The 23,952-nt window shown below is 48.1% G+C and carries 24 protein-coding genes; 23 read left to right on the top strand and 1 reads right to left on the bottom strand.

Going from position 1 to position 23,952, the window contains the following annotated elements; translation table 11 throughout:
- The first annotated feature begins 61 nt into the window (after positions 1–61).
- The 19 genes from EST55_RS03890 (at position 62) to glnB (ending at position 17,629) form a co-directional block, all read left to right on the top strand.
- A complete protein-coding gene (locus tag EST55_RS03890; protein ID WP_129496575.1) occupies positions 62–1,069 on the top strand; it encodes a PAS domain-containing sensor histidine kinase in 1,008 nt (335 codons plus the stop codon).
- Entirely contained in the window at positions 1,062–2,480 is a 1,419-nt protein-coding gene (locus EST55_RS03885; RefSeq protein WP_240665241.1) for a sigma-54 dependent transcriptional regulator, read from the top strand. Before EST55_RS03890 ends, EST55_RS03885 begins: the two co-directional genes overlap by 8 nt.
- Before the next feature lie 67 nt (positions 2,481–2,547).
- A complete protein-coding gene (gene fliE / locus EST55_RS03880) occupies positions 2,548–2,880 on the top strand; it encodes a flagellar hook-basal body complex protein FliE (protein WP_053954033.1) in 333 nt (110 codons plus the stop codon).
- A gap of 27 nt (positions 2,881–2,907) precedes the next feature.
- Positions 2,908–4,626, top strand: a complete 1,719-nt coding sequence (gene fliF / locus EST55_RS03875; RefSeq protein ID WP_129496574.1) for a flagellar basal-body MS-ring/collar protein FliF — start codon at positions 2,908–2,910, stop codon at positions 4,624–4,626.
- Positions 4,619–5,665, top strand: coding sequence for a flagellar motor switch protein FliG (gene fliG / locus EST55_RS03870; RefSeq protein ID WP_088768721.1), 1,047 nt, complete (start codon positions 4,619–4,621; stop codon positions 5,663–5,665). Before fliF ends, fliG begins: the two co-directional genes overlap by 8 nt.
- Before the next feature lie 13 nt (positions 5,666–5,678).
- A complete protein-coding gene (gene fliH, locus EST55_RS03865; protein WP_088768720.1) occupies positions 5,679–6,437 on the top strand; it encodes a flagellar assembly protein FliH in 759 nt (252 codons plus the stop codon).
- Positions 6,438–6,440: 3 nt separating this feature from the next.
- Positions 6,441–7,790, top strand: coding sequence for a flagellar protein export ATPase FliI (gene fliI / locus EST55_RS03860; protein ID WP_129496573.1), 1,350 nt, complete (start codon positions 6,441–6,443; stop codon positions 7,788–7,790).
- Positions 7,791–7,794: 4 nt separating this feature from the next.
- Positions 7,795–8,241 carry a flagellar export protein FliJ gene (fliJ, locus tag EST55_RS03855; RefSeq protein ID WP_088768718.1) on the top strand — a complete coding sequence of 149 codons (447 nt, stop codon included), beginning with the start codon at positions 7,795–7,797 and terminating at the stop codon, positions 8,239–8,241.
- Between the two features lie 63 nt (positions 8,242–8,304).
- On the top strand, positions 8,305–10,101 hold the full coding sequence (locus EST55_RS03850) for a flagellar hook-length control protein FliK (protein WP_129496572.1): 1,797 nt from the start codon (positions 8,305–8,307) through the stop codon (positions 10,099–10,101).
- Positions 10,102–10,176: 75 nt separating this feature from the next.
- Positions 10,177–10,728 carry a flagellar basal body-associated protein FliL gene (gene fliL / locus EST55_RS03845; RefSeq protein ID WP_088768716.1) on the top strand — a complete coding sequence of 184 codons (552 nt, stop codon included), beginning with the start codon at positions 10,177–10,179 and terminating at the stop codon, positions 10,726–10,728.
- 16 nt (positions 10,729–10,744) lie between these two features.
- A complete protein-coding gene (gene fliM / locus EST55_RS03840) occupies positions 10,745–11,809 on the top strand; it encodes a flagellar motor switch protein FliM (protein WP_088769398.1) in 1,065 nt (354 codons plus the stop codon).
- 30 nt (positions 11,810–11,839) lie between these two features.
- A complete protein-coding gene (gene fliN / locus EST55_RS03835) occupies positions 11,840–12,298 on the top strand; it encodes a flagellar motor switch protein FliN (protein ID WP_129496571.1) in 459 nt (152 codons plus the stop codon).
- A complete protein-coding gene (fliO, locus tag EST55_RS03830) occupies positions 12,258–12,626 on the top strand; it encodes a flagellar biosynthetic protein FliO (protein ID WP_240665240.1) in 369 nt (122 codons plus the stop codon). The genes fliN and fliO overlap by 41 nt, the downstream gene beginning before the upstream one ends.
- On the top strand, positions 12,623–13,369 hold the full coding sequence (gene fliP / locus EST55_RS03825) for a flagellar type III secretion system pore protein FliP (RefSeq protein ID WP_088768713.1): 747 nt from the start codon (positions 12,623–12,625) through the stop codon (positions 13,367–13,369). Before fliO ends, fliP begins: the two co-directional genes overlap by 4 nt.
- A gap of 8 nt (positions 13,370–13,377) precedes the next feature.
- Positions 13,378–13,647, top strand: a complete 270-nt coding sequence (gene fliQ / locus EST55_RS03820) for a flagellar biosynthesis protein FliQ (RefSeq protein WP_053954022.1) — start codon at positions 13,378–13,380, stop codon at positions 13,645–13,647.
- Positions 13,647–14,432, top strand: coding sequence for a flagellar biosynthetic protein FliR (gene fliR / locus EST55_RS03815; RefSeq protein WP_100690611.1), 786 nt, complete (start codon positions 13,647–13,649; stop codon positions 14,430–14,432). Before fliQ ends, fliR begins: the two co-directional genes overlap by 1 nt.
- 24 nt (positions 14,433–14,456) lie before the next feature.
- A complete protein-coding gene (gene flhB / locus EST55_RS03810) occupies positions 14,457–15,584 on the top strand; it encodes a flagellar biosynthesis protein FlhB (protein WP_129496570.1) in 1,128 nt (375 codons plus the stop codon).
- 65 nt (positions 15,585–15,649) lie between these two features.
- Positions 15,650–17,281, top strand: a complete 1,632-nt coding sequence (locus EST55_RS03805; RefSeq protein WP_129496569.1) for an NAD+ synthase — start codon at positions 15,650–15,652, stop codon at positions 17,279–17,281.
- Between the two features lie 9 nt (positions 17,282–17,290).
- A complete protein-coding gene (gene glnB, locus EST55_RS03800) occupies positions 17,291–17,629 on the top strand; it encodes a nitrogen regulatory protein P-II (RefSeq protein ID WP_053954019.1) in 339 nt (112 codons plus the stop codon).
- Between the two features lie 19 nt (positions 17,630–17,648).
- Here the strand turns inward: glnB and EST55_RS03795 are convergent, their stop codons facing one another.
- Positions 17,649–18,419, bottom strand: a complete 771-nt coding sequence (locus EST55_RS03795) for an outer membrane protein assembly factor BamD (RefSeq protein WP_088768709.1) — start codon at positions 18,417–18,419, stop codon at positions 17,649–17,651.
- 111 nt (positions 18,420–18,530) lie between these two features.
- Here EST55_RS03795 and rluD point away from each other — a divergent pair, with 111 nt between their 5' ends.
- The 4 genes from rluD to pssA all read left to right on the top strand — a co-directional run bounded on the left by rluD (position 18,531) and on the right by pssA (position 23,734).
- Positions 18,531–19,496 (top strand): 23S rRNA pseudouridine(1911/1915/1917) synthase RluD, encoded by a 966-nt coding sequence (rluD, locus tag EST55_RS03790; RefSeq protein WP_129496568.1) that lies wholly within the window; start codon positions 18,531–18,533, stop codon positions 19,494–19,496.
- On the top strand, positions 19,471–20,169 hold the full coding sequence (pgeF, locus tag EST55_RS03785) for a peptidoglycan editing factor PgeF (protein ID WP_240665239.1): 699 nt from the start codon (positions 19,471–19,473) through the stop codon (positions 20,167–20,169). Before rluD ends, pgeF begins: the two co-directional genes overlap by 26 nt.
- A 72-nt stretch (positions 20,170–20,241) precedes the next feature.
- The gene (gene clpB, locus EST55_RS03780; protein ID WP_088768707.1) at positions 20,242–22,815 is read left to right on the top strand and encodes an ATP-dependent chaperone ClpB; all 2,574 of its coding nucleotides are present in this window, start codon (positions 20,242–20,244) and stop codon (positions 22,813–22,815) included.
- 88 nt (positions 22,816–22,903) lie between these two features.
- Entirely contained in the window at positions 22,904–23,734 is an 831-nt protein-coding gene (pssA, locus tag EST55_RS03775; protein WP_088768706.1) for a CDP-diacylglycerol--serine O-phosphatidyltransferase, read from the top strand.
- Positions 23,735–23,952 lie beyond the last annotated feature (218 nt).

The raw sequence follows: 23,952 nt of genomic DNA, 5'->3' as shown, positions 1-23,952 counted from the left end.
TGGCATCTATTTTGCATTACTACGCTTAATTAAAACGTAGTATGACGTGGGAGATGTCAGTATGGCGACCTACCATCAAATTATTGATGCAATGCCCAATGCCGTGATTTTGCTGGACAGTCACGGTGTTGTGGATTACTGCAATGACAACGCGCAATCATTACTCGAACATTCCTTAAAAGGTGAAGTCTGGCGTGATCTCGTCGCAACATTGTTTGCGCCCAAAGCCGATGACTGGCACGAAGTGTCCTTAAAAAGTGGACGGCGCGTTCGTATTGATACCTCTGAGGTGAATGAAAAGCCGGGGCAGCTGATTGTTTTGACGGACTTGACCGAAACCCGTCAGCTGCAACAACGTATTTCTCACTTACAACGGTTATCATCGATGGGGAAAATGGTGGCGTCCTTAGCGCATCAAATACGCACGCCGTTGTCCGCAGCCATTCTCTACGCTCAAAATTTGTCACAAGGCATGATATCACCAGTAAAACAGCAGCGCTTTTCCCATAAATTGTTGTCCAGGCTTCATAATTTAGAGCAGCAGGTCAACGATATGTTGCTGTTTGCAAAAAGCGGTGAAAAACCGGTTTTGGAAGAACTGACGACACAAAGTTTGTTGACCACGGTAGCGTCCAACGTTGAATCTTATGCGACTCAGCATCACGTCACGATTAATATGCCTGATGAAATGAACAGTGCGATCTTAAAAGGTAATAAAACCGCGTTAACGGGTGCATTACAAAATTTGATTAATAATGCGATTGACGCCAGCCAGCAGGGGCAGGAAGTACTGGTGAAAACGCACCTTGAAAGTAGTCACTGGTGTGTGTCTGTTATTGATGCGGGCGCCGGCATTGAAAAAGACAAGCAATCACAAATATTCACGCCATTTTTTACCGGTAAGTCAAACGGCACCGGGTTGGGATTAGCTGTGGTTCAAACCGTTTTGCGAGCCCATAACGGTCGCATTGATTGGGAAAGCGAGCCTGGCAAAGGCAGTCGGTTTACGCTGTCTATTCCGGTTCACAGTTTTCAGGAGCCGTCGCTGGAAGAGGTACGTTATGGTTAACAGTGAAATGACAACCGCGCGCACGGTACTGGTGGTTGAAGACGATGTTTCATTGCGTGAAGCAATCATCGACACGCTTGAGCTTGCTGATTGCCAATGTCTGGAAGCCGCAAATGGCGAAGAAGCACTGGTGGCACTAAAAGAGACGAAAGTGTCTCTGGTGATTAGTGACGTACAAATGCCTGGCGTTGATGGCTTACAATTGCTACGTAGCATGAACCGGCAGCAGTACGATATTCCGGTCATCATGATGACCGCGTTCGCGAAAGTCGATGATGCGGTTATCGCCATGCGAGAAGGAGCCGTCGATTATTTGACGAAGCCATTTTCCATCGAAAAGCTGCAAACGCTCGTGCAGCGTTATTTACCGGACGGCGCGATTGATGATGTCAGTCCAGTGGCTGAAGAAGCGGCGAGTCAGCAAGTATTTGCGATGGCGAAACGTGTTGCAGACAGTGATGCCAGTGTGATGATTACCGGACCGAGCGGCACCGGTAAAGAAGTGCTGGCGCGTTATATCCACAAGCATTCAAATCGCACACAGGCACCTTTTGTCGCCATTAACTGTGCGGCAATACCCGAAAATATGCTGGAGTCCATGCTGTTTGGTTACGAGAAAGGCGCATTTACCGGTGCTACTCAGTCGCAACCGGGTAAGTTTGAATTAGCGCAGGGCGGTACAATTTTATTGGATGAAATCACCGAAATGCCGCTGCATTTGCAGGCGAAGCTGTTGCGGGTTTTGCAGGAAAAGCAGGTAGAGCGCCTAGGCTCTCGGAAAACTATTCAGTTAGATGTCCGAATTCTTGCAACGTCAAACCGAGATTTACAGCAGGCTGTGGCACAAGGGGCGTTCCGCGAAGATTTAATGTATCGACTGAACGTCTTCCCGCTGCACTGGTTACCTTTGGCCGAGCGACCTGCGGATATTCTGCCGTTGGCGGAAAACCTGTTGCAGCGACACAAACAGCGCTCGGGTATAAAAACGCCGGTTTCCTTTAGTGAGCAGGCAAAACATCGCTTAACGGAATATCACTGGCCAGGGAATGTCCGGGAACTGGAAAACGTTGTACAGCGTGCGTTGGTTTTGCACCGAAACGAAGTTATTGAACCCGATGATTTGATGTTGCAGTTGAACCAACAGTCGAGTGCACCCGTGAGTAATGAGACTGTCTTTCCTGAGCAAGTCAGTCAGTCTGAAAAAAGTAATGAAGAGCAGACTGTGCGTGCTACCGACACAGCGGATAAGCTGGATGATTCATTGTTCCATCAAGAGTACCGAATTATCAAAGACGCGCTTCAGCGTCATCAGGGCAAACGCAAGCCCGTCGCTGATGAGCTAGGCATTAGTCCACGCACATTACGCTATAAATTAGCGAAGATCCGCGAACAGGGTCTCTCCATAAATTAAAGTTGGCATTCCACTTGCATAATACCTGTTAAGAATTGTAAACGATGATTTTTTGACGGGGTGAATTATGAAAGTGGAAGCCAACGCACTCTACCAGCAGATGCAGGCAATGTCTGCTCAGGCGTCTCAAAGCGACAAGGCAACCAATGTTAATGCCCTTCCGGGAAATACTGCGAATGCCGACTTTTCGAATATGCTGAAAAGCGCTATCGATAATGTTAACGAGCTGCAGCAAACCTCGGGCGATTTAAAAACTCGTATGGAGCTTGGCGACCCCAATGTCACGTTGGAACAAACCATGATAGCCAGTCAAAAATCAAGCATTGCCTTTGAGGCAACCGTTCAGGTACGCAACAAAATAGTCGATGCGTACAAAGAAATCATGTCAATGCCGGTATAAACCGCAGTAGCACTGGAGATTTGAATTGTGGCTGAATCAACCGATTTAATGGTGCAGGACAATGCACTTCCGGACTCTCCGGATACAGGCGCTTCTGGCGAGGGCAATGAAAAATCCGGCATTATGGATATGCTGGGTAACTTTGACATGCTGCGTCAGGTTATTGTGGTACTGGCTTTGGCTATCTGCGTTGCTATTGCCGTCTTTATTATGTTGTGGGCGCAAGAGCCGACCTACCGTCCTTTGGGTAAGTTAGAAACTGAAGAACTGGTGAGCACGCTCGACTATATGGATGCGAACGGCATTGAGTATAAAGTGAATGGCAACACTATTTCAGTGCCTGAAGAGAAATACGACGCGATTAAACTGGAACTAACGCGTGCCGGGGTTAACTACGGTAACGCTGAATCTGATGGCTCAGAGATTTTAATGAGCGAGCCGGGCTTTGGTGTCAGTCAGCGCCTGGAAAGAGAACGACTGATTCATTCACGCGAAGTGCAACTGGCACGCGCTATTGAGGAAATGAAAAAGGTGTCGGCAGCGCGTGTGCTTTTGGCCGTACCGAAACAGAATGTGTTTGCCCGTCGTGAAAAGCAGCCCAAGGCATCGGTGATGCTGAACGTTCGGGGCGGTACCGCATTAAGTGAAGAAGAAGTTGCCTCGATTGTCGATATGGTGGCGTCCTCTGTCACTGGGCTAAGTACAGAGCAGGTAACCGTCACAGACCAGGCGGGTCGCCTATTAAACTCCGGTTCTCAAAGTGCGTTAGCGGCAAAAAGTTCGCGCGAGTATCAAATTGAACAAAAGCGCGAGGCCGAGTATTTAGAAAAAATTGACAGCATTTTGATTCCGATATTGGGCTATGACAATTACACGGCGCAAGTTGATGTCACGATGGACTTCACTCAGCGCGAATCAACTCAGCGCCAGTTTAACCCTGATATGCCGGCTATTCGTAGCGAAATGACCGTAGAAAACCGCTCTACGGGTAGCCCGATTGGCGGTATTCCTGGTGCGTTAACGAACCAGCCGCCATTGGAATCTGATATTCCTGAAGAAGCAGGACCGGGTAGCGCTGGCGGTACGGTTAATGGCAGTACTCATCGCGAGGCCACGCGCAACTATGAATTGGACAACTCGATTACTCACACCAGAAATCAGACTGGCACTATTGAGCGGTTGAGCGTTTCGGTTGCGGTGAATCATGCACAAACTACCGGCGAAAATGGCGAAGCTCAGCAGCAGCCGCGAAGCGCAGAAGAACTCGCCAATATTCGTCGCTTGTTGCAAGGTGGTTTAGGCTTTGACATCAACCGTGGTGACGCACTGGAAGTGGTGTCCGTACCTTTTGCTCAATTGCCGCAACTGGGTGATGGCGAAACGCCGTTGTGGGAAGAGCCGTGGTTCTGGCGTGCTTTCCGCTTGGTCATGGGCGCGTTAGTTATCATGGTCTTGATATTAGCGGTGGTTCGTCCGATGCTTAAGAAACTGATGAATCCGGAAGCCGATGTTGAGGACGATGCAGAAGCGTTATTTGAAGGCGATGAAGCAATGGGCGATGAAACCATTGATCTGTTATCCTCACAGTTTGATGAGAGTGCAGTTGGGTTTGGTGCAGACGGTAGCCTGCAGTTGCCGGACTTGCATAAAGATGAAGACTTGTTGAAAGCGGTTCGTGCGTTAGTTGCTAATGAACCAGAACTGTCTTCGCAAGTTGTCAAAGCATGGTTGAACGAAGATGCCTGATCAAGATATGAGAACCAAACGCGGCAAGGTTGAGTTCGATGTGAACTCCCTTGAGGGCGTTGAAAAAGCGGCAATATTATTGCTGAGTCTGTCTGAGGAAGACGCGGCACAAATTCTGAAACACCTTGAGCCTAAGCAGGTACAGAAGGTGGGTATGGCCATGGCAAGTCTGGAAGATTTTAACCAGGACAAAGTCAACGCCGTTCACCATTTGTTCCTGGAAGAAATTCAGAAGTTCACTAATATCGGCTTCAAGAGTGAAGAGTTTGTGCGTAAAGCGTTAACGTCAGCGTTGGGTGAAGACAAAGCCGGTAACCTGATTGAACAAATCGTCATGGGCGGTGGTTCGAAAGGTCTGGACTCGCTGAAGTGGATGGACTCAAAACAAGTAGCGACCATTATTCGCAACGAGCACCCACAAATTCAGACCATTGTTCTGTCTTATTTGGACCCGGAGCAGAGTGCCGAGATTATGGCGCAGTTCCCGGAAAAAGTGCGCCTGGACCTAATGATGCGTATCGCCAACTTAGAAGAAGTTCAGCCAGCAGCACTGCAAGAGTTGAACGAGATTATGGAGAAGCAGTTTGCAGGTCAGGCCGGTGCTCAGGCAGCGAAGATGGGCGGCTTGAAAGCAGCGGCGAATATCATGAACTACCTGGATACCAACATCGAAGGTCAGTTGATGGACTCTATCCGCGAGCAGGACGAAGAAATGAGTCAGAACATTCAGGACTTGATGTTTGTGTTCGAGAACCTGGTGGATGTCGACGACCGTGGTATTCAGACCTTGCTGCGCGAAGTCGAAGGCGAGACCTTGCAAAAAGCCATGAAAGGCGCCGACGAGGCGGTTCAGGAGAAGATTTTCAAGAACATGTCAAAACGTGCTGGCGATATGCTGCGTGACGACCTTGAAGCCATGGGACCGATACGTATTAGTGATGTGGAAGCAGCGCAGAAAGACATTCTGGCGGCGGCACGTCGATTAGCTGACGCAGGCGAAATCATGCTTGGCGGTGGCGGCGGTGAAGAATTCTTATAAGGATTAAGGCTGTATGAGCGACAACCGCGACGACAACGAGCACTTCAGTCACTGGGACCTGCCCGATATGACATCGCAGGAATTACGTGAGGGCACCCAGGTCAATGCGCTCAATAAGCCCAGACGCTGGCAGTATGAACCGCCGGAAGCGGATGACAATGACGAAGAAGAATTGCAACCCTTAACCGCTGAACAGCTTGAAGAGATTCGTCAGGCAGCGCGCGATGAGGGGTACCAGGAAGGCTTTGAAAATGGTCGTACCGATGGTCTCAAAAAAGGCTATGACGAAGGGTTTGAAGCAGGCAAAGAAGAAGGTATTGCGGCAGGCAAAGAAGAAGGTATTGCTGCGGGTAATGCCGTGATTGAAGAACAGCGCGGTAAATTGGATACCTTATTGCAGAGTTTATCGACCCCTAATGAACGTATTACTGAAGCGGTTCAGGAAGAGCTGATAGATATGGTCAGCGAGTTAACCCGTGTCATTTGCCTGGATGCAGCCGAACACTCAAAAGACATGATTGTGAACGCAGTGCGCGAAGCGGTATCGGTATTGCCGGTCACCGATCAGCGGGTGGTTATACACTTAAACCCCGATGATATCGAACTGATTGAGTCGGTTTACAGTGAGTCTGAGCTGAAAGAAAAAGGCTGGTTGCTGAACAAAGACGAGTTACTTGAACGCGGTGGTTGTCGTGTGACGACTGAGAGCTCGACCATAGATTACAGTTTAGAGACGCGTATGGAAGATGTTTTCAGTCGCGTTAAGGGGTAACCGATGGGCGCATCAGAGACACTGATTCAAGAACTTCGAAAAAAGCGTCAGCGCATTGAAAAGCCGTCGGTGGCTGTATCGGGCTATTTAACTCGCGTTGTGGGGCTAATGTTTGAAGCTGTTGGTTGCCGTGCGCCTGTGGGCTCCAGCGTTGCGGTGGAAGCCGCCGGTGGCGACATTGAGGCCGAAGTGGTGGGCTTTGAAGGTAACATTAGTTATTTAATGCCTACGGAAGACGCCTTAGGTGTCGTGCCAGGCGCCCGTGTTCGTCCTTTAAGCCGCAAGAATCAACTCCCCTTAGGCATGGAATTACTCGGACGGGTTATTGACGCCCGCGGTGAACCTCTCGACGGCAAAGGTCCTGTTTTTTCTGACGGAAAAACCTACCGCAGTAAACCCATGAACCCATTGAATCGCCGCCAGGTAAAACAACCACTGGATGTTGGTGTGACCGCAATTAATGCCTGCTTAACCGTCGGACAGGGGCAGCGTATGGGTCTGTTTGCCGGCAGTGGCGTCGGCAAAAGTGTGTTGCTTGGCATGATGACCCGAGGCACTAACGCTGACGTTATCGTTGTTGGCCTGATTGGTGAGCGGGGTCGTGAGGTCAAAGAATTTATTGAAGAAATACTGGGGGAAGAGGGTCTCGAAAAGGCCGTGGTAATAGCGGCTCCAGCTGACCAGTCACCGCTTATTCGTTTGCGTGGCTGTGAAACGGCCGCGCAAGTAGCGGAGTATTTCCGCGACCAGGGTTTAAACGTTTTGCTGCTAATGGATTCGCTCACTCGTTACGCCATGGCACAACGTGAAATTGCTCTAGCGGTTGGTGAGCCCCCGGCAACCAAAGGTTATCCGCCTTCTGTATTTGCCAAATTGCCCGCACTGGTTGAACGCGCTGGTAATGGCGGCGACGGGCAAGGATCGGTCACCGCGTTCTATACCGTTTTAACCGAAGGCGATGACTTACAGGATCCGATTGCCGATTCGGCACGAGCCATTCTTGATGGGCACATCGTTTTAAACCGTGAGTTGGCTGATTCCGGTCATTATCCTGCCATCGATGTTGAAGCCTCCATTAGCCGTGTCATGCCGCAAGTGGTTTCTGAAGAGCACATGAAGCAAGCCATTCAGGTGCGTCAGTGGTATTCGAATTATCGCCGTAACCGAGATCTTATTTCTATTGGTGCTTATACCCGAGGAAGCGATCCCGCTATTGATCAAGCTATTGCAATGCAGCCCAAAGTGGCGCAGTTTCTACAGCAACCAATGAAAGAAGTGGTGAGCTACGATGAGAGCTTGCTTCAGCTGAACCAGTTAATCAATCCAAACCAGCAGCAATCAGCAAGTGGTTAAGTAAATGGCAGAGTTAAGCCAGCTAAAAATGCTGCTGGACTTAGAACAGCAACGCGAAGATAAAACCGCAAAGGACTTTGCTGAAGTGCAACGACAGGTTCAGGACAATCAAATGCGCCTGGATGGCATGTCAAAATATCGACTCGACTATTTAAATCAGTTGCAGCAACGCGGCCAGGGCGGTATTCAGTCGATGCAGGTCAGTCAATATCATGCCTTTGTTGGCAAGCTGGATGAAGGGGTTGAACAGCTGCATCACGAAGTGGTCAAGTTGCAACAGGTGCTGGCGCAGCGCAAGGAGCGTTGGCTGGCGCAAAGACGTAAGCGAGAGTCAATAGAGCACTTGATTAAAGAGAAAGAAAAGCGAGAGCAAAAAGCTCAGGCGCGTAAAGAGCAAAAGAACTTGGATGACTTCTCCAGTCAACGTTTTATTCGAGACAAAAAGTTCTGACGGAAATAGTTGGAACGCTTCTTGCTTTATTCTGAGCAAGTCAGTTATTCAGGACATGAAACTATGCAACAACTGCTGAATTTAACGGAATCAACGGAAAACTTTGTCCGCACCGGCGGCAAAGCCCAGGGAAAAGAATGGTCCCTCGGCGCTGGTGAAAGCTCCGATGGTGAGTTTTCTCGCCTGATGATGCAACAAACAGAAAAAGGCAAAGAGTTTCAGCAGGTTAAGCTGATGCCAGAGCAAGCTACTATTAAAAAAGACATTGACGGTGAAGGGCGCCGGAATGTTGGCGCTCCTGTTGAAAGTAATTTGTTCGAGTTGCTGCAAGAAATGCAGCAACAAATGGCGGAAGTGTCGAGTGAAGACGGTGAAGCTGAACGGTCTGACGATCAAGTGGCAGCGGTTGTTAGTATCGATGAAACCCAGTTGGAAAAGGCGGCGAGTAGCGAGTTAAGTGAAGCCGACCTGAAAGAGTTGTTGGCTGCTTTTATTGATAAGCTGAATAACCAGCAAGGTGGTAAACAAGAGCTGTCAGCTGAAGAGCGGCAAAACCTTGCCGAAAGCATGCTGGCAAAAATGAGTGATGAGCAGAAACAGCAACTTATCGATCAATTAAACGCGATATCTAAAGGTGGTATTGATGCCGCCGACCAAAAGTTTATTGTGCAACTGCTTGAACCGATGATGCCGAAATCAGACGCCGATAAAGTATTAGTAGGTCAAGAATCCGATAAACAGGTAGACGGTAAACAACTATCACAGGCGTTGATGGCCGCGTTGCGCGAGGTGGTCCCGGAATCAAAACCCGAGTCACAAAAAGCGTCTGATCCTGCGCAGTTAATGAAACAGCTGGAAGCTCAACTCTCCGCATTAAAAGAGAACAGCAAGAGTGATACTAAAACACTAACAGGTAAAGAGCGCGGTAAGTTAGAGCAATTAATGGCTGAGCTTCGCCAGTTAATGGCAGGAGCGTCTGACAGCAAGTCGAATAACAAAGAAGCGCTGACAAGAGAGCAGGCAGCTAAAGCCGAGCAACTGGTTGCCGATTTACGTCAGGTGCTCAAACAAAACGCTGATAAAGCGCCTGCAGTCGTTGCATCGGACGCAAAATCGGGTAAAGCGGAGTTTGCGATTAGTGCGACGGATTCTACTAAAGGTCAAAGCGAGTCGAAGGCTGAGCAATCCGTGAAGTCGGATAAAAGTGCTGCGGCTGGGCTATCAGCTGATACTCAGTTAACAGGTGAAAAAGTCGCTAAGGCTGACGGCGAATTGGCGGGAAGAAACGCTGAAAACGCTCAGGTCAACCAGGCATTCAGAAATACCGTTGATGCATTGTCTGACGCAGGTGCGGCAAAGGCCATACAAGGGCAAATGGTCTCGACTGCTCAGGGGACGGTAGCCGCGTCAGAAAGCAGCCAGGCAAATACGTTGCAAGCGTTGCAAAGACCTTTAGATTTGCAGCAGACGGAAGCGTCACAAAAGCTGCAAGAGCGCATTAACATTATGATGAGTAAGAATATTCAGCGTGCTGATATTCGGCTTGACCCGCCTGAACTTGGCAACGTACAAATACGAGTGAACGTAAGTGGCGAGCAAACCACGGTGCAGTTTCAGGTACAAAATGCTCAGGCTCGGGAAGCCATTGAGTCGGCCATGCCGCGCTTACGAGAAATGATGGAGCAGCAAGGTCTGAATTTAGCGGATACTCACGTTGGTGAACAGAGTAACGATGGCCAGGGCAACGGTGAGGGCGGAGGAACATCTGGCTCAGAAGCGGAACAGTGGACGCAGGAGTCAGAAATAGCCTTACAAGATGGTCAGATTGTGACCGACGGACGCGTGGATTTTTACGTATAACGGTGACGCTGATAGCCTATTCAGGCTATAGTAGCAACATAAACACCGATAGGGCGTTGACCAAAGGAAAGCAAGATGGCTGAAGAGCAAAACACAGACAATAACGCAGAGCAAAACGACGAACAGGAAGGCAAAGGCGGTAAAAAGAAAAAGCTGATACTGTTCGGTGTTATTGGTCTGGTGCTTGTGGCGACCGTGGTCTTGGCGCTGTGGCTTTTTGGCGGCTCGTCGTCGAGTGAGCAAGCCGTGACTCAAGCACCTGAGCAGGCCAGCAAGGACTTTAGCAATGCCTCGGCACCAGAAATTGGTAATGCTCTGTATGTCGGTATGCCTCGTCCTTTTGTGTTTATTGTACCCGGCGACTCACGTGAGAGAACCGTGCAAATTAAGGCGCAGCTGATGGTGCGTGGCGAAGAAAATGAAGAGTTGGCGAAAAAGCATATTCCGTTAATTGAAGGAACATTGCATGAAGTGTTTTCATCGTCAACGGCAGACAAATTAAAAACGGCAGAAGGCAAAGGGCAACTGCGTGAACTGGCGCTAACCGAAGTCAGAAATGCACTGCAGGAAGTTGCTGGTAAGCCGGTCGTTGAACAAGTGTTATTTACCAGTTTGGTAATGCAATAAGTGAGCAAATATGGCTGTGAGCGACTTACTATCACAAGACGAAATTGACGCACTTTTACACGGCGTTGATGACGTAGAAGAAGAGGATTCCGAGGGGCAGCAGGCCTCGGCGGATGCGCTCGACTATGACTTTTCGTCGCAAGACCGAATTGTCCGTGGGCGTATGCCGACTCTCGAGATCGTTAATGAACGATTCGCTCGTCATATGCGCGTCAGCTTATTTAATATGATGCGACGTACCGCCGAAGTGTCAATTAACGGCGTGCAAATGATTAAATTTGGCGAGTACGTACATACGTTATTCGTCCCAACCAGTTTGAATATGGTGCGCTTTCGTCCTTTGAAAGGTACCGCGCTAATTACGATGGAAGCCCGCCTGGTCTTTATTCTGGTGGACAACTTTTTCGGCGGTGATGGCCGTTATCACGCAAAAATTGAAGGGCGTGAGTTTACGCCAACTGAGCGTCGCATTATTCAAATGCTGTTGAAGCTGGTCTTCGAAGATTACAAAGAAGCCTGGGCGCCAGTAATGGATGTCGGTTTTGAGTACCTGGACTCAGAGGTTAACCCTGCGATGGCGAACATTGTCAGTCCAACCGAGGTTATCGTCATTAGTTCATTTCATATTGAGCTCGACGGCGGCGGCGGAGACTTTCATATTGCTTTGCCGTATTCCATGCTTGAACCGATTCGAGAGCTATTGGACGCCGGTGTTCAGTCCGACAAAGAAGACACTGATATGCGCTGGAGTAAAGCGCTGCGAGACGAAATAATGGACGTTCCGGTGGAAATGATCGCCAAGCTGGCGGAAACCGAGATGTCGTTGCGTGAAGTCATGGACTTACAGGAAGGCGATATTATTCCGCTGGAAGTACCGGATGACTTAACCGTTCTGATTGAAGATTTACCGACGTTCCATGCGAAAATGGGACGTTCAAGAGACAATGTGGCGTTGAAAATTTCGGACAAAATCAAACGCCCGGAAACCGTCAAATCTGATATTCACATGTTGACGCGCGGCGGCCGCCGAATTGGTGGTGACGCCGAGCTTCAACAATTAGAAGAAGACATCGATTTATAATAATTGCTGCTTAGAAAGTGAGGTTGCAAAATGAGTAACGACGATAAAGATATGGACGACTGGGAAGCAGCAATGGCTGAACAGGCAGCTGCCGAAGACGAAGAGTCTGGTGAGGCAGAGGGGTCTGGGGCTGAGCAATCAAGTCGTTCCAGTCATTCCGGTATGGATAACGTGCAAACCGCTGAGCTGGAAGAACTCAACGAGGATGCGCCGGTTGGTGAAGAAGAAAAACGTAAACTGGATGCCATACTTGATATTCCGGTCACTATTTCAATGGAAGTGGGCCGCAGTCAAATCAGCATTCGGAACTTGCTTCAGTTGAACCAGGGCTCGGTCGTTGAACTAGAGCGTGTCGCTGGCGAACCGCTGGATGTTTTGGTGAATGGCACCTTAATTGCTCACGGCGAAGTGGTTGTTGTTAATGATAAATTCGGGATACGATTAACCGATGTTATTAGTCAAATTGAGCGTATTCGCAAGCTTCGTTAGTTTGCTTGCGTTGCCGGTAATGGCTTTCGGTCAAACCGAGCAAAAAGCAATAGTGTCCGGTAATGATATAGGCGCCATGGTATTGGCGCTTTTTGCCGTTTTAGCGGTCATTGTTGTGTTGGCGTCATTACTGAAACGATTTAACTTAAAGTTTCAGGGCGCTTCAGGAATGAAAATACTGAGCAGTGTCTCGTTAGGACCTAAAGAGCGCTTGGTCATTGTCGATGTTGGGGGTGAGAAACTGTTGCTAGGCGTAACCCAACAGCGTATTGACTGTTTAAAAGAACTACCGTCCGATATCAAGCTGGAAGGAAAACAAGAACAATGAACCGCTGGTGGTATCTCATATTATTTTCAGCGTTTTTGCTGATACCTGATCAGGCATTTGCTTGGCAGGATCTCTCTGCCGTCACCGTTAAAACCAATCCGGATGGCACGCAGGAATACTCAGTAACGCTACAAATTCTCGCGATAATGACGGCGCTGACGTTTATTCCAGCGATGGTCATTATGATGACGTCTTTTACTCGAATTATTATTGTCCTGGCGATACTTCGTCAGGCGATAGGCTTGCAGCAGTCTCCGTCGAATCAGGTGTTATTGGGCATAGCACTCTTTTTGAGTTTTTTCATTATGTCGCCGGTGCTCAATGAAATTAATGACAAAGCGTTGCAGCCCTATATGAATGAAGAAATTCAGTCACTGGAGGCCGTTGATCGTGCTAAGGCGCCTCTTAAGGCATTCATGTTGGCACAAACTCGCTTAACTGACCTGGAAACCTTTATTGATATCTCAGGCGAAGAAGGTATTGAAGCGCCTGAAGATGTACCAATGTCTATTCTGATTCCGTCGTTCATTACCTCTGAACTGAAAACCGCATTCCAGATTGGTTTTATGTTGTTTATCCCGTTTCTTATTATTGACTTAGTCGTTGCCAGTGTCTTAATGGCGATGGGTATGATGATGTTATCGCCAATGATCGTTTCTTTGCCCTTTAAGCTGATGTTGTTCGTGTTGGTTGATGGTTGGAGTTTAACCATGAGTACACTTGCCGGTAGCTTTGGGGTTTAGGAGGGCGTATGTCACCAGAAATGTTTTTGGATATTTTTCAGGAAGCGCTGAAAACCATCGTTATAATGGTGGCATTTATCATTTTGCCCGGGCTTTTGGTTGGTTTGGTGGTCGCTGTTTTTCAGGCAGCCACCTCAATTAACGAACAGACCTTAAGTTTCTTGCCGCGTCTATTGGTTACGTTGGCCGTGATAGGTCTTGGTGGTCATTTCCTGACTGAGACGGTGATGGACTTTACCATCGAAATGTTTAATCGGATTCCAGAAGTGGTTGGCTAATGGACTTGGTCACCTCTGTTGTGTTGGAATGGCTGGAGCAGCATCTCTGGCCGCTGACACGGGTGTCCGCCATGATAGGCAGCATGGCGTTATTTTCCGGGACGTTGGTAAACGCGCGGATTAAAATCTTCCTGTCGCTAGCCATTATATTAGCGGTTTCTCCGGCATTACCTGAAGTATCGACTGGTGTTGAAATGACGTCAGTGGGCGGCTTTCTGGTGACGGCTCAACAAGTGGTGATTGGTGTCGCTCTGGGCTTAGTGTCATTATTGTTTCTACAAATATTTGTGCTGGGCGGTCAGGTTATTGCAATGCAGATTGGCCTGGGTTTCGCATCAATGGTGGATCCAACCAACGGTCAGCAAGTGCCGGTTATTGCGCAATTTTTCTTAATGCTTGCCAGCCTGGTGTTCTTAGCCTTTGACGGTCATTTACTGATGATTCACATGATCATGGCTAGCTTCGACGCTATTCCGGTCGGTATGACCGGTCTGGATGCTGACGCGTTCATGGCAATAGCGGAATACGGTTCTGTTATGTTTTCGGCGGCGTTAGCGGCCATGCTTTCAGGTGTCATCGCGATTTTGCTCATTAACTTAAGTTTTGGTGTGATGACGCGAGCGGCACCACAATTGAATATTTTTGCTATCGGCTTCCCAATTACTATGGTGAGCGGCTTGGTTGTTTTATGGTTAACCATGGGTGGCTTTATTTTCCATTTCGAAAACCAATGGCAGCGTGCAATTGACGTGATGTGTACAGTTATTGGTTCTCAGTGTAGCTAGACTCCCGGATACAGGTAGAGAGTAATGGCAGAGACTGATCAGGAACGCACAGAAGACCCCACGGAGCGACGAAAACAGCAGGCCCGCGAGAAGGGCCAGGTTGCACGCTCCAAAGAAATGGGGACGGCGTTCGTATTGGTCAGTGCGGCAATTGCGTTTATGTGGTTTGGAGACTGGCTCTACGAAGGAGCCCGTAACGTTTTTCAAACCATGTTTACCATTGATCGCCAGCAAGCCTTTGATACCACCAAAATTTATGAAGCCTTTGGTATCGCTTTTGGCTTCATCATGTGGCCGGTTCTGATTATTTTTGCGTTCGTTTTGGTCGCGACTTTTTTCGGTAACAGTTGGTTAGGGGGCATTTCGTTCTCAACCAAGGCGATGGCGCCTAAACTCAGTCGAATGAACCCGCTTAACGGCTTTAAACGCATGTTCGGTATTCAGGCGTTGGTTGAGCTGGTTAAAGCCATTGCCAAGTTCTCAGTTGTCGCCGTTTCGGCATTTTTCTTACTGAAGTGGCAGTTTGTCGACATTCTGCAAATGTCGATGGGACAAATGCCGAACATGATGGCCCACGCTTTGGATATCTTGCTGTGGATGTTCTTATTACTGTGTTGCTCAATCTTTTTGATTGTGGTTATTGATGCGCCGTTTCAGTTGTGGAAACACAATAAAGACTTGCGCATGACCAAGCAGGAAGTGAAAGACGAGCATAAAGACACAGAGGGGAGTCCGGAAGTCAAAGGTCGTATTCGTCGCTTGCAGATGGAAATGGCGAACCGCCGCATGATGCAGGAAGTGCCTAAAGCGGATGTGGTTGTTACCAACCCGACGCATTATGCGGTGGCGTTAAAGTATGAAGACGGCGGCTCGCAAGCGCCTGTACTGTTAGCGAAAGGTACCGACGAGACAGCGGCAAAAATTCGGGAAATTGCGTTGGAATACGATATTCCATTAGTCCAGTCACCAGCGCTGGCGCGTTCGGTTTACCACACCACGGAGTTGGAGAAAGAAATTCCGCAGGGGCTGTTTGTTGCCGTGGCTCAAATTCTTGCCTATGTGTACCAGTTGCGTTTGTTTAAGCAGGGTCAGGCAAAACGTCCTAAGAAGCCTGACAGCGAGTCACCAATTCCTGAAGATTTGCGCTACTAACAGCGCTGCTATATCATTCGCCACCATTCGTGCCGATGTCGGCAGTGGTTAAATTGGAAGCAGTTATGGCTGAACTTAATTTGTGCCTGGCGCAACTGGACTTTACCGTTGGCGCAATTCACAACAACACCGCATTAATTTTGAAGACGATTCGGGAACAAGGTCAACAACACGACATTATTGTGTTCCCGGAGTTGGCGATTACCGGCTACCCACCGGAAGACTTACTGTTCAGAAACGATTTAAGTCAGGCTGTTGACAATGCTGTTGAGCAAATCAGTGCCGCTGCATCTGACTGCGTGGTGATTGTGGGTCATCCGCAACATGTGGGCGGCGGGCTTTTTAATGCCATGTCGGTACTGCACCGTGGTGAGTGTTTGTTACGTTACTTTAAGCAACGTTTGCCTAACCATGGCGTATTTGATGAGCAGCGCCACTTTATTCCGGGTCATGAAAGTCAGGTGTTCGAATGGCATGGCGTTCGTATAGGTCTGCAGATATGCGAAGACTTGTGGCACCCCGAACCACTGCAACGCTTGGCCGACGACGACATTGACTTTGTTTTATCAATAAACGCGTCACCCTACGAGTTGAACAAGCACGAACAGCGTCTTGGTGTGCTGAGACAACGTGTCGCTGAGTCATCAAAGCCTATTGTTTATTTGAATAACTGTGGTGGGCAGGACGAACTGGTATTCGATGGTCATTCGTTAGTGATGGATGGCGATGGTCAATTAGTGGCTGAATTGCCGCATTGTCAGACAACCCTGACAAGTTTGAGTTATAAAAGTGGAAAACTGCACAGCGAGGCCTACCCTCCTCGTGAGTCACAAAATGACTTAGCGAATGTTTACGACGCTCTTGTCCTGGCAGTAAGAGACTATGTCAAAAAAAATGGTTTCCCGGGTGTGGTATTGGGTTTGTCGGGCGGCATTGATTCAGCACTAACATTGGCAATAGCTGTTGACGCTTTGGGAGCTGATAAGGTTCAAGCTGTAATGATGCCTTTTCGCTATACCTCTGACATGAGTCTTGAAGATGCTGAAAAGCAAGCGAATACGCTAGGCGTTCAATATAACTCCGTGCCTATTGAACCGATGTTTGATCAGTTCATGCAGCAATTAACACCACTTTTTAACGGCGCTGAAACCGATACAACGGAAGAAAACTTGCAGTCGCGTTGTCGGGGCGTATTGCTTATGGCGTTGTCGAATAAAACGGGTTCACTGGTACTAACAACCGGCAATAAGAGCGAAATGGCTGTTGGTTATGCAACACTGTATGGCGATATGTGCGGTGGTTTTGCACCGATAAAAGATGTGCCTAAGTTGCTGGTGTATCAATTAGCAGAATATCGAAACACCTTAGGTGAATGCATTCCTCAGCGAGTGATCGATCGCCCACCTTCAGCCGAATTAGCACCGGATCAGGTCGACTCTGACTCATTGCCTGACTATGGCGATTTAGACCGAATTCTGGCATTGTATGTAGAAAGAGACTGGTCAGTAACCGACATTGTTGCTGCCGGGTTTAACGAGGATGACGTTCGCCGGGTGGTTCGCTTGGTCGATTTGAACGAATACAAGCGTCGCCAATCGGCGGTTGGTCCAAAGGTGACGCCGAGAAACTTCGGTAAAGATCGTCGTTATCCTATTACCAGTCATTATCGCTATGAATTGCAACGACAAGGGCAATAGGGAAGCGTTATGAAAAAAGTAGAAGCCATTATAAAACCTTTCAAACTCGATGACGTGCGCGAAGCGCTATCGGAAGTAGGCATTGCCGGCATGACTGTATCAGAGGTTAAAGGCTTCGGACGCCAGAAAGGTCATACAGAACTGTACCGCGGCGCAGAGTATATGGTGGATTTTCTGCCTAAGGTTAAATTAGAGGTGGTGGTTGGCGATGATGACGTTGAGCGTTGTATTGAGGCCATTATGGAAACTGCTCAAACAGGCAAAATAGGTGATGGGAAAATTTTCATTACCGATATCGAACGAGTCATCCGAATTCGTACTGGTGAGGAAAACGAAGACGCGGTTTAAATAACCGCGCCTTGCTTTATTAATTGCTGACTAACTGATTCTCCGGGAAGTTAGCTCGTAGAACCTTCAATGCGTCTTCACGCAACTCTGGCAACTCTAATTGATCGTAACTTTCGACCATGACAGCCAGCGCATTTTCTACTTCCGGTGTGTCGGAGAAGTGCTCTAAAATGTAACGTCCTCGGTTGGCCGCAGCTAAATAGGCTTGGCGGTCCATATAATACTGAGCAACCGCTAATTCTTTTTTCGCCAGACGACTTTTTATCGCTAATAAACGTTTTTTTGCATCTGCCGCGTATTCGCTGTCCGGATATTTACGGACCAGTTCAGCAAAGTCTTTGAATGCTTCTTCTGCCATTGATGAGTCACGGTCAGAACGATCAACTCCAAACACAGCATGGATACCATTGTATTCAGCACGCTGATTGACTAAGCCGCGCATATACATAGCGTAATCAATATCTTTATGATTCGGATTAAGACTAATAAAACGGTCAATGGCTGCTAGCGCTTCTTCTGTATTATCTAACTTGTAGTGCAGGTAAATAAGGTCGAGTTGCACTTGGTGCGCATAAGGACCAAACGGGAAACGGCGGTTCAGGTTCGACAACTGCTCTTGAGCTAAGTTGAAATTACCTGCTGCCATGCTCTCGCGAGCCTGCTCATAAAGTGATTCAATTTGGGTTTTCGCAACTTGTTGTTCTTCTTCTGGTTGGCTCGAGCAACCAACAGCCATAAAGCAAAGCGCTGTTGATAACAAAATGTGTCGGCCGAATTGTTTACTTAACATATTTAGCAGTATTCCCTATATTTTTTTGGCGCTGCACGGGCAAACCGTTACACTAGCATATTCTTGCATTCTAACGCAGCCTTTGAGGCTTTGACAGTCGAAACCGAATATATGAATAAACGTATTGAATTAGAAGCTATTGTTCCTGAGTCATTAGCAGGAAAACGATTAGACCAGGCACTTGCTGAGTTGTTCCCAGACTATTCACGCTCGCGCTTAAAGAGCTGGATAACTGAGGAAAAGGTTTCGGTCGATGCCGAGGTCGTTAAAAAGCCGCGTGAAAAAGTCGAAACCGGCATGCTTGTGGCTGTAGACGCAGAAATCGAGAGCGAGGAACGTCACGTACCGCAGCCTGTTGAGTTGGATATTGTGTATCAGGATGACGACATTCTGGTGATTAATAAGCCGGCTGGGTTGGTCGTGCACCCTGGAGCCGGCGCCCCGGACAGAACGTTACTAAATGGCTTGCTGCATTACGATCCGCAATTGGACTTAGTGCCTCGCGCTGGCATTATCCACCGTCTGGACAAAGATACGACGGGATTAATGGTGGTTGCCCGCACTGTTCCAGCTCAAACGCAATTAGTGTCGATGATGCAGGCGCGTGAAATTACTCGTGAGTATGAAGCGGTATGTAATGGCGTCATGACAGCGGGGGGAATGGTTGATGAGCCCATTGGTCGACACCCGACAAAGCGGACGCACATGGCGGTTGTGCAGTCTGGAAAACCGGCAGTCACTCATTACCGTGTGTTAGACCGCTACCGGGCTCATACGTTGTTGCGTTTACGTCTGGAGTCAGGTCGAACGCATCAAATTCGTGTGCATATGGCGCATATCCGACATCCTTTAGTCGGCGATTTAATTTACGGTGGCCGACCTCGACCACCGAAACAAGCTGACGATCAGTTTTTACAGACACTGAGAAATTTTAATCGCCAGGCATTGCATGCCGCTTCTTTAGGCTTACACCATCCAATTACCGGTGAATGGTTAGAATTCCACGTCGATCGCCCGACCGACTTTGAGTACCTGATTGAGGAGCTTAAGCGTGACGCGAAACGTTTTTCATCCTAATTGGTCAGTACCAGATAACGTCGGTGTTGCAATTACAACACGGGCGTTTGGCAATTTGGCGGTTCATGTGGGTGATGACCCCGCCGCTGTGCTGTTGAGACGGCGGCGGCTGGAACGGGAATTGTCGCTACCTCATTCCGTAGTGTGGTTGCAGCAACGACATACCAGTAACGTATTGTCATGGCCTTTTAAAACAAATATTGCTGATGCGGCGTATAGCTCTCAACCCGGCAGTGTGTGCGCGGTATTAACGGCGGATTGCCTGCCTATTCTCATTTGTTCATCGGACGGAAAGGAAATAGCGGCGGTCCATGCCGGATGGAGAGGTTTGGCTGATGGTGTATTGCAAAACGCGCTAAAGAAGTTTTCAACGAAATCGTCTGGCTTAAGCGTTTGGATAGGTCCAGCGATAGGTCCTGATGCATTTGAAGTTGGCCAGGATGTTTTCGATGCGTTTGTTTCAAACCAGTTTAAGACTTCTCATTTCTTTGAGCCGAATGGAGATAAGTGGTTAGCGAACTTACCGGGCATTGCTGAACTGATTTGCCGTCAGTTTGGTATTAATGAAATCACTCAGAGTGATGAGTGTACTGTCAGCCACTCAGACTTGTGGTACTCCTGGCGTAACGAAAAGGCAGCCGCTCGATTTGCGTCAATTATTTGGCGAAAATAATCGCTAAAAACTTGAAAACGTCCAAAAAGTACCCACATTTAAATCAACGAAAGATTTAAGTGAGGTAGTACCATGAGACACGATAAATTCACCAGCAAATTCCAAATGGCGATTGCCGATGCGCAGTCGCTGGCATTGGGTCGTGACCATCAATTTATTGAACCTGTGCATTTAATGCAGGCGCTACTCGATCAAAATGGTGGTTCAGTTCGCCCGCTGTTCACGATGCTAAGTGTCGATATCCCGCAGTTCAGAGCAAGTCTGTCAAAAGCGCTTGATGCATTGCCGCAAGTAGAAGGTACGGGCGGTGACGTTCAGCTTTCGCAGGCGACTGCGCAGCTTCTAAACTTGTGTGATAAATATGCTCAAAAGCGCAATGATTCTTACATTTCCTCCGAGCTCTTTTTACTCGCAGCAACAGAAGACAAGGGCAAATTAGGTGAGATATTCAAAGCACAGGGCATAAAGCGAGATGCGTTGGAAAAAGCCATTAATGATATTCGCGATGGTCAAAAGGTTGATGATCCGAACGCTGAAGAGCAACGCCAAGCCCTCGATAAATATACGATTGATTTAACGGAACGTGCTGAGCAGGGCAAACTTGATCCCGTCATTGGTCGGGACGAAGAAATCCGCCGGACTATCCAGGTGTTACAGCGCCGTACTAAAAACAATCCGGTTCTTATTGGCGAACCGGGGGTGGGTAAAACTGCGATTGTTGAAGGCTTAGCGCAACGAATTGTTAACGGAGAAGTGCCCGAAGGGTTGAAACACAAACGTGTATTATCACTGGATTTAGGTTCTCTTTTAGCGGGGGCGAAGTTCCGCGGTGAATTTGAAGAACGACTCAAAGCGGTTCTTAATGAGCTGTCGAAAGAGGAAGGCCGAATCATCCTCTTTATTGATGAGCTGCATACTATGGTCGGTGCTGGTAAAGCTGAGGGGGCTATGGACGCAGGCAACATGCTGAAACCAGCGCTTGCTCGTGGCGAACTTCATTGCGTCGGTGCAACAACATTAGACGAATACCGCCAATATATTGAGAAAGACGCCGCTTTAGAACGCCGCTTCCAGAAAGTCTTGGTCGATGAGCCAACCGTAGAAGACACCATTGCGATTTTGCGGGGTTTGAAAGAGCGTTATGAGCTGCATCATTCGGTAGAAATCACTGACCCTGCAATCGTTGCAGCAGCGTCTTTGTCGCACCGTTACATCAGTGATCGCAAGCTACCCGATAAAGCCATTGATTTAATTGACGAAGCCGCATCGAGTATTCGTATGCAGATCGATTCCAAACCGGAAGATTTGGATCGACTAGAGCGACGGATTATTCAGCTGAAGCTGGAGCGTCAGGCGCTTCAGAAAGAAAAAGACGATGCCAGTAAAAAGCGTTTGGAAACGTTACACGAAGAGTTAGACGACCAAGAGCGTAAATACAAAGAGTTAGAGGAAGTCTGGAATACTGAAAAAGCGGCCGTGCAGGGCACCCAGCATATTAAAGCGCAACTTGAGCAAGCGCGCACCGACATGGATATTGCCCGCCGCGCGGGGGACTTGAATCGTATGTCTGAACTTCAGTATGGCCGAATTCCGGAACTAGAACGTCAGCTCGACTTGGCCTTGCAAGCTGAAATGCAGGACATGAGTTTGCTTAAAAACCGTGTAACTGACGAAGAAATTGCTGATGTGCTCTCCCGCTGGACGGGCATACCGGTTGCAAGAATGCTGGAGGGTGAGCGTGAAAAACTCATTCACATGGAAGAAAACTTGCACAATAGAGTGGTTGGACAGAATGAGGCGGTTGAAGCGGTAGCAAACGCTATTCGTCGGTCTCGCGCTGGTTTGGGCGATCCAAACAGGCCTATTGGCTCATTTTTATTCCTGGGTCCAACAGGCGTCGGTAAAACCGAGCTTTCGAAAGCATTGGCGAACTTTATGTTCGATACGGACGACGCGATGGTTCGCATCGACATGTCTGAGTTTATGGAAAAGCACTCTGTAGCTCGTTTGGTTGGTGCACCTCCGGGTTATGTAGGTTATGAAGAAGGCGGTTATTTGACTGAAGCGGTTCGCCGCAAGCCATATTCGGTTATTTTGCTTGACGAAGTAGAGAAAGCGCACCCTGATGTATTTAATATACTACTTCAGGTGTTGGACGATGGCCGCTTAACTGACGGACAAGGTCGCACTGTCGACTTTAAAAACACCGTTATTATTATGACATCTAACTTGGGGTCTGATCTCATACAAGAGCATGCAAAAGAGCATACGTACGAACAAATGAAAGCGGAAGTCATGGAAGTCTTGGGTCGTCACTTCAGACCTGAGTTTATTAACCGAGTCGATGACACCGTGGTGTTCCACCCATTAGGTGAACATGAAATTCGTTCAATTGCTCAATTCCAGTTGCAACTGTTGTTTAAACGTCTGGAAGAGAAAGACTTTGAAATAGAGGTGGATGATGACGCTTTAGCGCACCTGGCTCGTACAGGATTCGATCCTGTTTTTGGGGCACGCCCTCTGAAACGAGCGATTCAACACGAACTTGAGAATCCTTTGGCGCAGAAAATCTTGTCGGGAGAGATTCAGCCTGCTAAGCCAATAAAAGTCAGTGTTGAAAATGAAGCTTTAGTAATTAGTCAGTAAAGTCGCTAACAAGGCTTTGGGATTTCCTACCCGAAGCCTTGTTGTGATAACCTGATCACTTTCTATTAATAACTAAGAGTGTTTCTGCATGAGTAACGATAGTTCAAATACTAACGGCAAAAGCCGGGGTATTTACTTACTGCCAAACCTATTCACAACGGCAGGTCTGTTTTCTGGGTTCTATGCCATTGTTGCCTCTATGAATGAACGCTTCGTTGAAGCGGCCGTTGCGATTTTTATCGCCATGATTTTTGATGGGCTTGATGGGCGTGTCGCGAGAATGACCAATACCGAAAGTGACTTTGGCGCTGAATTTGACAGCATGGCGGATATCGTTTCTTTTGGTATGGCTCCAGCTTTGGTTATGTATAATTACGCGCTTGCAGACTTAGGAAAGCTGGGGTGGTTGGCCGCATTCATCTTTGTTGCTGGTGGCGCTTTACGCTTGGCGCGCTTTAATACGAATTTAGGAAGCTCGGATAAACGTTACTTTCAGGGACTCGCAATTCCAAGCGCTGCGGCAATTGTATCCGGTTTGGTTTGGGTTGGCTCAGAGTATGGTATTGAAGGCGCTGATATCGGTGGAATTGCCGCAGTTATTACTATTTGTGCAGGCTTATTAATGGTGACCAACTTCCGTTACCATTCGTTCAAAGATGTAGACTGGAAAGGTAAGGTATCTTTCTTAGTGATACTGGTCATCGTGTTGGCTTTTGTTGTGGTTGCAACACAGCCTTCGTTAGTGCTCTTCTCTATCTTCTTCCTTTACGCTTTGTCAGGGCCGATATTCACGATTAAAAACGTGAAAAAACTGAAGTTAGAGCACGTTGTCGGTGATGACGACGATGATGATGCCGACTTTAATCAGGACGGTGATACAGATAAGAAAGCAGCGAAAGAAGAGAAAAAGGACGATTAAACCATCAAATTGATTACGATCTGACCGAACGATCATTTATTCCAAAAAAGATCTTGAAAGGTCCAAAAAGATCGCTATAATTCGCCGCCGTTGTCACGAGATACTCACTGAGTTGAGTCGGATAACGGCGGTTGAGTCAACCGGGCAAAAAGTCCAGAAAAAGAGGTTGACGAAATCATCGGGAAGTGTAGAATACGCCTCCCTGCTTCGGAAGAAGC

This window comes from Idiomarina sp. 29L (genome assembly GCF_004123135.1).
Taxonomy (GTDB): domain Bacteria; phylum Pseudomonadota; class Gammaproteobacteria; order Enterobacterales; family Alteromonadaceae; genus Idiomarina.
This window is presented reverse-complemented; position numbering and strand designations above follow the sequence as displayed.